This window comes from Nonomuraea fuscirosea, assembly GCF_003001935.1.
Taxonomy (GTDB): domain Bacteria; phylum Actinomycetota; class Actinomycetes; order Streptosporangiales; family Streptosporangiaceae; genus Nonomuraea; species Nonomuraea fuscirosea.
In genome coordinates, this window is sequence record NZ_PVNG01000004.1 from 284,523 (window position 1) to 297,499 (window position 12,977).

Annotated in this window: 13 protein-coding genes; 7 read left to right on the top strand and 6 right to left on the bottom strand. The window is 72.6% G+C overall.

Annotation, left to right across the window (positions count from 1 at the left end; genetic code table 11):
• Positions 1 to 96: 96 nt before the first annotated feature.
• Complete coding sequence (locus B0I32_RS11385) at positions 97 to 2,745, top strand: M4 family metallopeptidase (protein WP_181307267.1); 2,649 nt, start codon at positions 97 to 99, stop codon at positions 2,743 to 2,745.
• A 159-nt stretch (positions 2,746 to 2,904) separates the two neighbouring features.
• Positions 2,905 to 3,639 (top strand): FAD-dependent thymidylate synthase, encoded by a 735-nt coding sequence (gene thyX / locus B0I32_RS11390; RefSeq protein ID WP_106237579.1) that lies wholly within the window; start codon positions 2,905 to 2,907, stop codon positions 3,637 to 3,639.
• A gap of 102 nt (positions 3,640 to 3,741) precedes the next feature.
• On the opposite strand, the gene B0I32_RS11395 is transcribed toward thyX, so the two are convergent.
• From B0I32_RS11395 to B0I32_RS11400, 3 genes are read right to left on the bottom strand one after another with little or no spacing between them, the layout of a single operon-like run.
• Positions 3,742 to 4,053 (bottom strand): ubiquitin family protein, encoded by a 312-nt coding sequence (locus B0I32_RS11395; protein WP_219911732.1) that lies wholly within the window; start codon positions 4,051 to 4,053, stop codon positions 3,742 to 3,744.
• Positions 4,054 to 4,371 carry a WD40/YVTN/BNR-like repeat-containing protein gene (locus B0I32_RS61385; RefSeq protein WP_342751729.1) on the bottom strand — a complete coding sequence of 106 codons (318 nt, stop codon included), beginning with the start codon at positions 4,369 to 4,371 and terminating at the stop codon, positions 4,054 to 4,056.
• Positions 4,372 to 4,416: 45 nt separating this feature from the next.
• A complete protein-coding gene (locus tag B0I32_RS11400) occupies positions 4,417 to 5,133 on the bottom strand; it encodes a WD40/YVTN/BNR-like repeat-containing protein (RefSeq protein ID WP_342751730.1) in 717 nt (238 codons plus the stop codon).
• A 154-nt stretch (positions 5,134 to 5,287) separates the two neighbouring features.
• On the opposite strand from B0I32_RS11400, the gene B0I32_RS11405 reads away from it, so the two are divergent.
• Entirely contained in the window at positions 5,288 to 6,085 is a 798-nt protein-coding gene (locus B0I32_RS11405) for a helix-turn-helix domain-containing protein (RefSeq protein WP_181307268.1), read from the top strand.
• Positions 6,086 to 6,232: 147 nt separating this feature from the next.
• Here B0I32_RS11405 and B0I32_RS11410 read toward each other — a convergent pair whose 3' ends face one another.
• Positions 6,233 to 7,735 carry a sialidase family protein gene (locus B0I32_RS11410; protein ID WP_106237582.1) on the bottom strand — a complete coding sequence of 501 codons (1,503 nt, stop codon included), beginning with the start codon at positions 7,733 to 7,735 and terminating at the stop codon, positions 6,233 to 6,235.
• Between the two features lie 99 nt (positions 7,736 to 7,834).
• Complete coding sequence (locus B0I32_RS11415; RefSeq protein ID WP_106237583.1) at positions 7,835 to 8,953, bottom strand: globin domain-containing protein; 1,119 nt, start codon at positions 8,951 to 8,953, stop codon at positions 7,835 to 7,837.
• 512 nt (positions 8,954 to 9,465) lie between these two features.
• On the opposite strand from B0I32_RS11415, the gene B0I32_RS11420 reads away from it, so the two are divergent.
• From B0I32_RS11420 to B0I32_RS11435, 4 genes are read left to right on the top strand one after another with little or no spacing between them, the layout of a single operon-like run.
• Positions 9,466 to 10,152 (top strand): gamma-glutamyl-gamma-aminobutyrate hydrolase family protein, encoded by a 687-nt coding sequence (locus tag B0I32_RS11420; RefSeq protein ID WP_106237586.1) that lies wholly within the window; start codon positions 9,466 to 9,468, stop codon positions 10,150 to 10,152.
• Positions 10,153 to 10,161: 9 nt separating this feature from the next.
• A complete protein-coding gene (locus B0I32_RS11425; RefSeq protein WP_106237588.1) occupies positions 10,162 to 11,076 on the top strand; it encodes an alpha/beta hydrolase in 915 nt (304 codons plus the stop codon).
• Positions 11,077 to 11,130: 54 nt separating this feature from the next.
• Positions 11,131 to 11,916: an enoyl-CoA hydratase/isomerase family protein gene (locus B0I32_RS11430; RefSeq protein WP_106237590.1), complete on the top strand. Its 786-nt coding sequence runs from the start codon at positions 11,131 to 11,133 to the stop codon at positions 11,914 to 11,916.
• Between the two features lie 39 nt (positions 11,917 to 11,955).
• Positions 11,956 to 12,159 carry a hypothetical protein gene (locus tag B0I32_RS11435; RefSeq protein WP_146178125.1) on the top strand — a complete coding sequence of 68 codons (204 nt, stop codon included), beginning with the start codon at positions 11,956 to 11,958 and terminating at the stop codon, positions 12,157 to 12,159.
• Positions 12,160 to 12,328: 169 nt separating this feature from the next.
• Here the strand turns inward: B0I32_RS11435 and B0I32_RS11440 are convergent, their stop codons facing one another.
• Positions 12,329 to 12,916, bottom strand: a complete 588-nt coding sequence (locus tag B0I32_RS11440) for a class I SAM-dependent methyltransferase (protein WP_106237595.1) — start codon at positions 12,914 to 12,916, stop codon at positions 12,329 to 12,331.
• Between the last annotated feature and the right edge of the window lie 61 nt (positions 12,917 to 12,977).

Sequence of the window (12,977 nt, forward strand, 5' to 3'; positions counted from 1 at the left end):
CCCAATAGATGACATCAAATCGTGATTTGTCTATTAGTCAATGACGCAGTCATGATCGAGGGCGCCAGTGTCCCTACAACACCACCTGGAGGTGTCGTGTCCTGGCGCCCCATCACTCTCATCGCCGCCTTATGCCTGACGCTTTCCGTACCGGGAGTAGCCGCCGCCGACGACCCGCCGCCCGAGGTCGAGCAGCGGGCGGGCACCCAAGCGCCCGCCGAGGTCAGCGGCCTGTCCGAGCCCGCGCGGGCCGCCGACCCCGTCGCCGCGGCCAAGGCGCACCTGACCGACCCCCGTTACCACCTCGACCCCGCCGACCTGCAGCCGGTCCGCACCGTCGTGGACGGCCAGGACGAGACGGTCAGGTTCGCCCAGCGCCATCGCGGCGTGCCGGTCTTCGGCGCCCACTACCTCGTCCACCTCCGCAAGGACGGCGCCCAGCGCGAGATCGTCGGCGCGGGCGGCCGCTTCCTGACCGAGCTGACCGTGGACACCACCCCGACGGTGACCAAGGAGACCGCCGAGAAGATCGCCATTGGCCTGCGGCCGCGCGGCTACACCGGCCGCGAGCGGCCGGCGGCCACGGCCCGCGAGCTCGTCGTGCTGCCGCGCGGCACCGGTGTGCTCGCCTGGCACGTCGTCCTGAACTCGCGCTCGGAGCGCGGGAGCACCGGGCCGGCGAGTCCGCCGATGCTGCTCGACACGTACGTGGACGCCCACTCGGGCCGCCCCCTGTTCACCGTGGACCGGCTCAGGAGAGAGGGCCCCGTCCAGGGCACCGGGCGCACCGCGCACGGCAGCGACGTCACCCTGAACGCCTACGAACGCGCCGACGGCGCCGTCGAGCTGCGCGACCGCGCCCGCCCGATGTGGAACGGCAGCACCGGCGAGATCCTCACCTACGACGCCGCCGGCGCCGACGTCCAGGGCTTCCTCGAGCCGGGCATCCCGCCGGGCACCGAGCTCGCCGAGTCGCCGTCGCCCGTCTTCGGCCCCGAGCACACCGCCACCGGCGCCGTGGACGCCCACCACGGCGCGGGCCTGGTGTACGAGTTCTACCGCGGGCTGGGCCGCGACGGCCTCGACGGCCAGGGCGGCACCATGCTCTCCGTGGTCAACGTCACCGCCGGCGGGCAGCCGTTCACCAACGCCTTCTGGGACGGCACCAAGATGGTCTACGGCGGCGGCGGGACCGACTACCACTCCTTCGCCGCCAGCCTCGACGTGGTCGGCCACGAGATGACCCACGGCGTCATCACCCACAGCGCCGACCTGGTCTACCTGGGCCAGTCGGGCGCGATCAACGAGGGCCTGGCCGACTACTTCGGCAACGCCGTCCAGGTGGACGCGCTCGGCATCCCGATGAGCGACCCCGACGCGAGCCTGCTCGGAGAGGGGCTGTGCAAGAACCTGCCGCCCGCCGAGTGCGCGGGCCGCGACCTCGACGACGCCCGCGTGGCCGCCGAGGACTATCTCGGGCTCACCATCGCCCTCGACAACGGCGGGGTGCACGTCAACTCCACCATCTTCTCCGGCGCCCTCTGGGACGTCAGGGAGCAGCTCGGCGGGCGCAGGGCCGACAGGCTCGCCTACAAGGCGCTGACCGAGTACATGACGCCGCTGGACGACTTCGTGGACGGCCGGCGCGCCGTCGAGTCGGCCGCACGCGCGCTCGGCTGGCCGGCCCGTGACCGGCTCACCGTCGCGCGGGCCTTCGACCGGCACGGCATCAAGCCCGGCTGGGAGCGCCACCTGCGCACCGACAGCCGGCTGCTCATCGACGGCGTCACCGACTTCAACGCCGTGCCCGACGTGGCCGGCGACCGGTATGTGATCTCCGACTCCTCACCCGACGCCACCGCGCCCAGCCGGATCCTCACCGGGCGCCTGCGGGGCGGCAAGCCGGTGGTCCTGGCCGCCGACGACCGGTGGAACTACTACCCCAAGACCGACGGCGCCCAGGTCGTCTGGGCCTCCTTCGACGACGCCAGGACCAGCTTCAGGGTCAGCGCCCGCCCGATCGACGGGAGCGCGCCCGCTCGCGTCGTGCAGGACACGCCGGACGTGGTGACCGGGCTGGCGGTCGCCGGTGACGTCATCGCCTGGGAGGCCTTCGATCCGGCGAGCGGCGAGGTCGAGGTCTGGGCCAAGCGGGGTGCCGCCGCCCCCGTGCGGCTCAGCGCCGAGGCGGGCGTCTCCGGGTATTCGCCCTCGATCAGGGGCGGCAAGGTCGCCTACACGCGCGAGTGGGAGGAGGGCGGCTTCTTCCACAGCACGCCCGCCGTCTACGACCTGGCCACCGGCACGCAGGTCGTCGTCCCCGAGGTGCCCGGCACCGTGGGCCCGTCGTACACCGTGATGCCGATCCTGCTGGAGCGGTACGTCGTCTGGACCGCCGACACCAACTTCGACGGGCGCTTCGCCGTCATGCGGGCCGCCCACGACGGCACCGGCTCGACCGCCGTCGTGCCCGACGGGCCGGCCGCGCCCACCCTCAACTGGTTCGACGCCAACGACAGCACGATCTCCATGGGCTTGTGGCCCGACGGCGACACGCTGGGCAACGCCACCCTGCCCAAGGTGTTCCAGGTCCCGCTCACCGGCGGCACGCCGCGGCGCGTGTCCTGCAACGCCGGGGCGCAGGACTACTTCTCCGCGGGGACGGGCGCCAGGCTCGCCTGGCTCGACGGCACCGACGGGAACACCGACCTGGTGACCCGCGACCGGCCCGTCGTCCGCTGCTGAGCCGGGTCCGGCCAGGTCGGCGGCCCCGTCGGCGGCCGGGCCGGGCCCAAGGCGGCGCCCGCCGTACCACGCGAGGGGGCGGCGGGCGCCGACTCGCGTCCGGGGCCGTGACCTGGTTTGCTTGAGCCGGCACATCGTCAAGCAGAACGGGGGGCGCGGATGGGCGCAATGGAGCCGCAGGCCGAGGTCAAGTTCCGGAGCGACATGGACGTGGAGCTGGTCAAGTCGGCCGCTTCCGACGCCGACGTGTTGTGGGCGGCACGCGTCTCCACTAAGGGCGAGAGCTCGCTGGCCGAGATCGAGGCGGACCCCCAGCGCTCCAAGGGCCTGATCAACTTCCTGATGCGCGACCGGCACGGCACGCCGTTCGAACACTCGTCCATGACGTTCTACGTCAGCGCGCCGATCTTCGTCTTCCGCGAGTTCATGCGGCACCGCACGTTCTCCTACAACGAGGAGTCCGGCCGGTACCGGCAGCTCGAACCGGTCTTCTACGTGCCCGGCCCCGACCGCAAGCTGGTCCAGGAGGGCAAGCCCGGCAAATACGTGTTCACCGACGGCACGCCCGAGCAGCAGGAGCTGGTCGCCGAGACGACGCGGGAGAGCTACCGGCAGTCCTACCGGGCCTACCTGGAGATGATCGAGGCGGGGGTGGCCCGCGAGGTGGCCCGCACGGTGCTTCCCGTCGGCCTCTACTCCTCGATGTACGCCACCTGCAACGCCCGCGCGCTGATGAACTTCCTGTCGTTGCGCGTCAAGCGGGACGACTCCACCTTCCCCTCGTTCCCGCAGCGGGAGATCGAGATGGTCGCGGAGCGGATGGAGGCGCTCTGGGCGGAGCTCATGCCGCTCACCCACGCGGCCTTCGAGGCCAACGGCCGCGTCTGCCCCTGAGGCCGGCGGTCACGTCCGCCCCGACGGCCGCGTCCGCCTGAGCCGTCGCACGGACGGCTCAGGCGCGGGCCGGGAGAGGGGCAGACGAGCAGGCGGGCGGGCTCAGGCGAGGGCCGGGAGCACGTAGACCTCGGCCCCCGGGGGCAGGGCGCAGTCGAGGCCGCCGAGCCCCCGGGCGTTCTCGCCGCACACGATCATGCTGATGTGCCGGCGGATGCGCCCGTAGTCGTCGCGCAGCCGCTCCTCCAGCATCGGGTGCGTACGGCGCAGCGTGTCGAGGGCCGAGCCCAGCGTGGGCGGGGAGTGGCGGTCGGCGCCCACGGCGAAGACCTTGACCTCCGTCCGCCCGCTCACCCATCTGCGCAGCGAACTGGGCAGCACGAAGACGACCATCGTCACCGGTTTCGCGATCAACTAGAGCACCGCCGCGCGCACGGTGAGCACGTCGGGCAGGTGCCGGGCGACCGTCGACCAGGTCTCGCCGTCGTCGCGCGAGCAGTGGACCTCACCGTCGCGGGTGCCGAAGAACAGCCCCGCCTCCGAGGCGGTCATCGCGTCGCGCAGCACGGTCGCGTAGACCGGGCCCTCGGGCAGCCCCGTGGAGCACGGCTGCCAGCTCGCGCCGGCGTCGTCGCTGCGGTAGACCCGGTAGCGGTGGTCCACCGGCGTGCGGTCGACGTCGGCCGTCAGCGGCAGCACGTAGACCGTGTCGGGCCGCGACGGGTGCGCCACGATCGGGAAGCCGAAGTCGGACGGCAGCGAAGAGCCGATGTCGCGTCAGGTGCCGCCGAAGTCGTCGCTGCGGTAGACGCCGAAGTGGTGCTGCAGGTAGAGCCGCTCGGGCCGGGACGGATGCATCGACACCTTGTGCACGCACTGCCCGAACTCCGGATACTGCTGACCCTCGGGCAGGAACGGCGCCCGGATGTTCTTGTTGGCCGCCTCCCACGACCGGCCCCCGTCGGAGGTGCGGTAGAAGCCCGCGGCCGAGACGGCGACGGCCATGACCTCGGGGTCGGCCGGATGACCGACGATCGTGTGCAGGCACAGCCCGCCGCCGCCCGGCTGCCAGTGCTCGCGGTGCGGATGGTCCCACAGCCCCTCGACCAGGCGGTAGGTGATGCCGCCGTCCTCCGAGCGGAACAGCGCGGCCGGCTCGACGCCCGCCCACACCACGCCCGGCTCGGACGGGGAGGGGAGCAGCTGCCAGACCCTGCTCAGGGTGGCCTCGGTCTTCTCGGGGAAGGCGATGGGCGGCTGCTCCGCCTCCTGCCAGCTCGCGCCGAGATCGTCGGAGTACATCACCGACGGGCCGAAGTGGCCGTATTCGATCCCGGCCAGCAGGCGGGGAGTGGCGCCGCGGGTGTCGATGGCCACGGAGGTCACCGCGATCGTGGAGAACTGGATCGGCTCGATCTCGAAGGGGCCGCCGCCCGCCGAGCGGGCGAGGAACAGGCCCTTGCGGGTGCCGATCGCGAGCACTGCGTCGCTCATGACATTGCTCCAATGTTCGCTTGCGGCCCATGGTGCCACGCGGCACCGACAGTTACCGAGGACTGGGAGATTCCCCGCAGAAGGGCGGCCGGCCGGGCCCTCATTACCTCCCGGGTAATCGAGAGCTTTCCCCCCGCTCGATACCGTGTGCGGCATGGGAGCGGTCGCCGTACACGAGGAGTCCTTCGGAGAGCTGCTGCGCGCGTGGCGGCAGCGGCGCAGGGTCAGCCAGCTGGACCTGGCGATCGAGGCGGACGTGTCCGCCCGTCACGTCAGCTTCCTGGAGACCGGGCGCGCCCGGCCGAGCCGCGAGATGGTGATGAAGCTGGCCGAGGAGCTGGAGGTGCCGCTGCGGCACCGCAACAGGCTGCTGGTGGCCGCCGGGTTCGCCCCCGTCTATCCGGAACGGGAAGTACGCGCTCCCGAGATGGAGGTCGTCCGGCGGGCGCTGGACCGGATCCTGGCCGGGCACGAGCCCTACCCGGCGGTCGTGGTCGACGCCATGTGGAATCTGGTGGCGGCCAACTCGGCGGCGGGCATGTTCATGGAGGGCGTGCCGGCCGAGCTGCTGGCGGAGCCGGTCAACGTGATGCGGCTGTCGCTGCACCCGCAGGCCATGGGCGGGCGGCTGCTCAACCTGGCCGAGGTGCGGGCCCACCTGCTGCACCAGCTCCGCAGGCAGGCCGAGGCGTCCGGGCACGGCCGGCTGGCCGAGCTGCACGACGAGCTGGCCTCGTACACCTATCCGGGGGTCGATCTGAACGTGGCGCACGTGCCGGGGCCGGGCGACATCCTGGTGCCGCTGCGGATCGCGGCCGGTGACCGGGTGCTGTCGATGTTCACCACGATCGCCACGTTCGGGACGCCGCTGGACGTGACGGTGTCCGAGCTGGCCATCGAGACGTTCTGGCCCGGCGACGAGGAGACCGCGGCGGCCTTCGGCCGGGCCTGACCGGTGGCCTTCGGCCGGGCCTGACCGGTGGCCTTCGGCCGGGCCTGACCGCCGCGCCGTCGATGCGATGCCTGGGCGACGCCTGGGCGACGCCGGGACGCCGGCCCGCTGGGGCGGGGCGCGGCGCGACGGGGCGCGACGCCCGGGTCAGCGTGCCGTCGGCGGGAGGGCCGGGTGGGGGTCGCCCGAGGCGATGGCGGCGGCCCTGGCCACGGTCGGCGGCTCGCCGCTCATGATCGGCAGGCCGCCGGTGACGGTGTGGGTGCGGACGTCGAGCGTGCCGCCCGCGGGCGCCGCCGCGACGGCGAACGCCGGGAAGGCGCTGCCGCCGGGGACGACGGAGATCGAGAGGTAGTCGCCGGCCGTCCGGCCGTCCGCGGTGGCGGCCAGCCAGCCCGGCGACATCGGCCCGGCCAGCTCCAGCGGCGGCGACCAGCTCGCCCCGCCGTTGGAGGAGGAGGTGTAGGCGACCGTGAGGCGGCAGGTCGCGGCCGTGCAGAGGGCCTCGGGGTAGCGGTAGTAGACGAGCGCGAGCCTGGCCTGGTCGCCCGTGCTCTCGCGGTCCACGCCCAGGCCCGGGATGAAGTGGTCGCCCCCGTCGGCGGTGACCCGCGCGGGCTCGCTCCACGTGGCGCCCGTGGCCGAGCGGCTCAGCACGATGTCGTTGCCGCCGCAGTCGGTCTGGAAGCGGCAGTCGTGCCAGGCGACGTACACGGCGCCGTCCGCGTCGGTCTCCGCCGACGGCAGCGGCGCCGCCCGTAACCCGCCCGCCACCGCGTGCCGCTGCGCCTCCGCGACCAGCACGCTCTCCTCCCAGCTCGCCCCGCCGTCGCGGGAGCGGACCGAGCGGATCCGGCCGTCGTTGCCCAGGTAAGGGACCACCACGGCACCGTTCGGCCGCACCACCGGCTGCCCGCCGATCCCCGTGGCGGACGTGCCCGTGACCTCCCAGGTCAGGCCGCCGTCCGCGGAACGGGCCAGGTGGATCGCGTTGCCGTCGGCGTGGTCGTCGTACAGGACGTGGCAGCGGCCGCGGAACGGGCTGGCGGCGCCGTTGTCGCAGACGATCCACGGCTTGTCCAGGTCGCCGCCGCCCGCGACCGCGGTCGTCACCGGCCTGTCCCAGGTCAGCCCGTCGGCCGAGCGGCTGGTCAGCACCGCCGCCCCGGTGAGCCCGCCCGCGTCCGACAGCGCCAGCGAGGCGATCAGCCACACGCCGTGCCGGGCGTCGAAGGCCACCGACGGGTCGCTGACCCGCGCGTACGGCCCGCCGCCCGCCGCCGTCAGCCCGGGTAACAGCCCTCTCGCCCAGGTGGCGCCGTTGTCGGCGGAGGTCGCGAAGGCGATCCCCGACGCGCCCGCGTCGTGGAAGCGGCCCGACTGCTGCGCCGCCACGATGGTCGAGCCCCACTGGTAGGTGTCGGACCCGGCCTGCGTGCCCCGCTGGCCCGCGCCCTCCGCGTCGTCGCCGGTGTCCGCGCCGAGCTCGGTCAGCGGCACGCCTCCCGCGTCCTCGGCGAGAACGGGAACGGGAACGGCGGACAGGGCCGCGATGAGGACGGCCACGGTGGTGACGACCACGGTGATGACGGGAACGGTGATGACGGGAACGAGTCCGCCGATTCCTCGGCGCCGGGCGGGGGCTGGCACAGTCCACCTCCACTTGGCGTGTCCCATCCAGATGGCACCGCCCGACCCCCTGCTGTCAACCTCCCGATCAAGAAAAGTGACTCCTCCGGCCGTGGAAGGTCATCGTTCGGCGTGGGCGACGTCCCGGTGGATGCGGACCAGGGGCACGCCGTCCCCCTGGAGGCGGCGCACGGTCTCGTTGACCATGCCGGCCGGGCCGCACACGTACACGTCGTGGTCGGTCCAGGAGCGGAAGCGCTGCGTCACCTCGGGCAGGTGGCCGCGCATGCCCTCGTAGCCGGGCTGGCCCGACACCACCGGCAGCACCCGCAGCCACGGGAACGACGACTCCAGCCTGATCAGGTCGGGCAGGTCGTACAGCTCGTCGGCGCTGCGGGCCCCGTACATCAGGTGGATGGCGGGACGGCGTCCCGAGGCGATGATGGACTCCACGATCGCCTTCAGCGGCGCCAGCCCCGTGCCGCCGGCCACGCACAGCACGTCGCGCACGCTGTTCTCGCGCGGCGTCATCGTGCCCATGGGCGGGCCCAGCATCAGCGTGTCGCCGACCCCGGTGTGCCTGATCAGCGCGGTCGAGACCCAGCCGCCCGGCACGGAGCGGACGTGCAGGGTGATCGTGTTGTCCGCGCGCGGCGCGTTCGCGATGGAGAACGTCCGCCACACGCGCGGCCAGCGGGAGGTCTGCACGCTCACGTACTGGCCCGGCTGGTACGGCAGCCGCTGCGTCGGCCGCAACGTCAGCACCGCGATGTCCCGGTGCCGCCGCTCGTGCCCGACGACCTCGGCCAGCCACCAGGCCGGGGAGACCCCGGCGTCCGACTCGGCCGCCCCGATCATCAGGTTGGCCGCCGCCGAGTAGGCCGACACCCAGGCCGCCTCGATCTCGTGGTTCCACACGTCGGCGGCGAAGCGCCTGATCGTGGCCAGCAGGGCGTTGCCCACGGCCGTGTAGTGCTCGGCGATGACGCCGTACTTGCGATGGTCCCTCCCGAGTTGCCCGAGGAAGCCCGCCAGCCCGTCCGGGCTGTCCAGGCTCCAGACGATCCGGGTCAACGAGCTGAACAGCCGGTCCCGCTGCACGTCCATGGCGGGCGGGAACATCCCGCGCAGGTGCGGGTTCTCGGCGAACAGCCGGCCGTAGAAGTAGGCCGTGGCCTTGTCGGCCACCGGCTCGATGACGGAGAAACTCTCTTTTACCAGGCGCGGATTCAACGACATATCCAACCCCACCCCTTGACCGGAAACGCGTTCCGGCCTTCGTCGTTCACCTCCCTGACGGTTCCGGGTCGTGAGCGCGGGACAGGCCCCGGCACATCCGTACGCTCGAATTCGAGTGTTACACCACCGATGACGCGTCACAACCGTTTCCCCCGATACGGTGCGAAGCGGAACTACCTGTAGTGGTTTCGTGATTCTCCGCGTCCGGCGGTGCGGAGTTTTTCGGATGGCCAAGGTGAAAGAAATTAATATTCGCTTTTCGTCGTCCCGCGAAGGCCGTTCCCTGGATATTCCGCTCCCTGGATTTCCGCGAGCCCTGGGAGGACGCCCGCCCGTGCCGGTGACCGCCCTCCGGCGGCCCCTCGCCGGCGGCCGCCGGAGACATGGGACAGGAGGGATCTCGGCGAGGGGTGACATATCGGAAAGGGAGTGCGCCATGATGGGGCAAGGGGTCCCGTCATCTCGAACGGGCTGACAGCCGCCCGAACTCCACCATGTTCCCTGGAGATCGCATGTCCCGTCCGCTCATCGGTATCACCGCCTACTTCGAAGCCGCACGCTGGGGTGACTGGGTGCGCGAGGCCGTGGTCTCCCCACCCTCCTACGCCAAGGCGGTCATCCGGGCGGGAGGCGCGCCCGTGGTGCTGCCGCCGCTCGGCCCGCACGCCGTGGACGACTACGTACGCGGCCTGCGCGGCATCGTCCTGGCCGGCGGCGTCGAACTGGGCGCCGACACCTACAACGGCGAGCAGGACGAGCACGTCGCCGAGCCGCAGAGCCACCGCGACCGGTTCGAGCTGGCCGTCGCCAGGGCCGCCGTCCAGGCCGACGTGCCCATCCTGGCCATCTCCAGGGGCATGCACGTGCTCAACGTCGCCCAGGGCGGCACGCTCATCCCGTGGCTGCCCGAGGTGCTCGACAGCGACCGCCACGCCGTCCCCGGCGCCGTCCACACGATCCAGGTCAGCGTCACCAGCAAGCTCGGCAAGGCCGTCGGCGACCGGGTCGAGGTGAGCGCGCCGCACCACCAGTCCGTACGCCGCCTCGGGACCGGCCTGCTGGCCGTGGCCTGGGCCGAGGACCAGATCGTCGAAGGCGTCGAACTGCAGGGACACCGGTTCGGCGTGGGGGTGCAGTGGCACCCTGAGCGGGGCGACGACAACCGGCTCTTCGATGCGTTCATGGAGGCGGCCCGCTAGGCTGCGATCATGCCGCTGCACCCCCAGGCGCGGGACTACGTCGCCCAGGCCACGTCAGATTCCGATGCCGGCCTGTCCGCGCTCAGCCCGGCCGAGATCCGGGAGATGCGCGAGCAGGACCCCCTCGCCCCGCACCGGGGGCCGCTGACCAAGCTGCCGTTCGTCCGCGACGAGCGGGCCGGCGAGGTGCCCATCCGCATCTACCGGGCCGACCCCGGCGACGGCCCGCTGCCGGTCGTGGTCTACTTCCACGGCGGCGGCTGGGTCTTCGGCAGCGTCAAGCGCAACGACGCGACCGGCCGCGACCTGGCCATCCGCACCGGCTCGGTGGTGGTGTCGGTCGACTACCGGCTCGCCCCGGAAGACCCGTTCCCCGCCGCCGCCGACGACGCCTGGACCGTGGTGCGCGACATCTTCGCCCGGCCCGCCTTCTACCAGAGCAACGGCAGCGTCGCCGTCGTCGGCGACAGCGCGGGCGGCAACCTGGCCGCCGTCGCCGCCTGGCAGGCCCGCGACGCCGGCCTCACGCTGGCCCACCAGGTGCTCGTCTATCCGGTGCTCGACGTGGCCATGGACACGCCCAGCTACACCGAGTTCGCCAAGGGCCTCGGCCTCGACGCCGCCGACATGGTCTGGTTCGTCCAGCAATATGCCGCCGACGCCGACCCGGCCGACCCCTGCCTGTCCCCGCTGCGCCTGCCCGACGTCGCCGGCCTGGCGCCCGCCACCGTCGTGACCGCCGAATACGACGTGCTCAGAGACGAGGGCGAGCGCTACGCCGCCCGCCTGGCCGAGGCGGGCGTGCCGGTCGAGCTGCGCCGCTACGACGGCATGGTGCACGGCTTCTACGTCCTGCCCGGCCTGTTCGACCCGGCCGTCGAGGCCCGCGACTACGTGGCGGAACGGCTGCGTGCGTCCCTGTGAGCCGTACCGGCGGGACGTCGCGAGCGAAGGAGCGATCATGACGGGGGAGCGGTTGTGAAGGACGCCTACGACAAGCTGCTGCTCGACACCCCCGCCGAGGGCGTCCTGCGGATCACCATCAGCGAGCCGGGCAAGCTCAACGCCGTCGACGCCACCGCGCACCGTGAGCTGGGCGAGGTCTGGCGTGACGCCGACCGCGACGACTCCGTCAGGGCCGTGCTGATCAGGGGAGAGGGCCGGGCGTTCTCGGCCGGCGGCGACCTGTCCATGATCGAGGACATGATGCGCGACCACGCCACCCGGCTGCGCGTGTTCGCCGAGGCCCGCGACATCGTCTACAACGTGCTCAACTGCTCCAAGCCGATCGTCTCCGCCATCCAGGGCCCGGCCGTGGGCGCCGGGCTCGCGGTGGCGCTGCTGGCCGACATCTCCGTCGCCGGCCGTACCGCGCGGATCATCGACGGCCACACCAGGCTCGGCGTCGCGGCCGGCGACCACGCCGCGATCGTCTGGCCGCTGCTGTGCGGGCTGGCCAAGGCGAAATACCACCTGCTGCTGTGCGAGCCCGTGACCGGCGCGGAGGCCGAGCGGATGGGCCTGGTCAGCCTGTGCGTGGACGACGACGAGGTGCACGACAAGGCGATGGAGATCGCCGTCAGGCTCGCGGCCGGCTCACCCGAGGCGATCAGGCTGACCAAATACTCGCTCAACAACTGGCTGCGCCTGGCGGGCCCGTCCTTCGACGCGTCCCTGGCGATGGAGTTCCTCGGCTTCACCGGCCCCGACGCGGCCGAGGGCGTGCGCGCGCTGCGCGAGAAGCGGCCGCCCGCGTTCGGCTGAGCCGGGTGTGCTTGCCCGGACCCCGGGTAGCGGGAGCCCATGAAGGACCACAGGGGGGTGGACCTGCCGAGGCTCCGGCATCGGGAGGCCGAGGCCCCGTCCGCCGAGGCCGAGAACGCAGCCCGGGCGGACGGAGCCGGCGCCTACTGGCGGCTGGTGCGGTTGCCGGTGGTCCGCGGGACTACGGGGGAGGAGGTCGCCAGCACACGCGCCCGCCGCGACAGGGCGGGCGATCCGGCCTGAGCGCCGGTTCAGAGCCGCGGGGCGGTCCGAGCGTCCGCGCCACGAGGGGTTGAGCAGGAGCTCCCCGGTCAACTGGCGCGGCCCGCCCGATCCAGGCGCCGATCGGGCGGCCGGCCGTTCCGTGCCGGCCCCGCCCGGCCGTCCCGGCGGGGCTGGTCAGCGGGGCTGGTCAGCGGGGGCGGCGGGCGTGGAAGACGAAGGCCGGCGGGGTGTTGCGCCACACCGTACGCCCCTGCACGACCTCCTCGAACCGCTCGCCCAGCAACGCACGGAAGCGCCGCGCCGAACTCAGCGGAACGGCGTGAATGTAGGAGAACGTGGTGAAAGCCGCCCCAGGGCTCATCGCATCCGTCACCGCACTCAGCAACTCGTGCTGCAACCCCTGGGGAAAGGCCGCCCACGGCAGCCCGCTCACCACCACGTCCGCCCGGCGCAGCCCGCGCTCGCCGAGCAGCTCACACAGCCGGGAGGCGTCGTCGTTGACCACGTCCACCGTGGGGAAGCGCTCGGAAAGCACCGTGGCCATCGCCTCGTTGAGCTCCACGGCCAGATGGTGGCCCCGCCCACCCAGCCGCTGCTGGATCTCCACCGTGAACGAGCCCGTACCGGGCCCGAGTTCCACCACGATCGGCTCGCCCCGCTCGGGGATCGGCGCGCAGACGGCCGACGCCAGCCACCGCGAACTGGGCGCGAGCGCGCCGACGGTGGCGGGGGAGCGCAGGAACTGGCCGAGGAAGAGTGCGGTGTCGTTGGACATGACCCGAACCTAGGCCACGCTCGGCCATGAACGCTCCCCCCTCCGGGCGGAGCTGCGGCCA

Coding starts and splice junctions, on each gene's coding strand:
- thyX (WP_106237579.1), top strand. CDS start 2,905: ATGGGCGCAATGGAGCCGCAGGCCGAGGTCAAGTTCCGGAGCGACATG.
- B0I32_RS11400 (WP_342751730.1), bottom strand. CDS start 5,133: ATGAGCGACGCAGTGCTCGCGATCGGCACCCGCAAGGGCCTGTTCCTC.
- B0I32_RS11405 (WP_181307268.1), top strand. CDS start 5,288: ATGGGAGCGGTCGCCGTACACGAGGAGTCCTTCGGAGAGCTGCTGCGC.
- B0I32_RS11415 (WP_106237583.1), bottom strand. CDS start 8,953: ATGTCGTTGAATCCGCGCCTGGTAAAAGAGAGTTTCTCCGTCATCGAG.
- B0I32_RS11420 (WP_106237586.1), top strand. CDS start 9,466: ATGTCCCGTCCGCTCATCGGTATCACCGCCTACTTCGAAGCCGCACGC.
- B0I32_RS11425 (WP_106237588.1), top strand. CDS start 10,162: ATGCCGCTGCACCCCCAGGCGCGGGACTACGTCGCCCAGGCCACGTCA.
- B0I32_RS11435 (WP_146178125.1), top strand. CDS start 11,956: ATGAAGGACCACAGGGGGGTGGACCTGCCGAGGCTCCGGCATCGGGAG.
- B0I32_RS11440 (WP_106237595.1), bottom strand. CDS start 12,916: ATGTCCAACGACACCGCACTCTTCCTCGGCCAGTTCCTGCGCTCCCCC.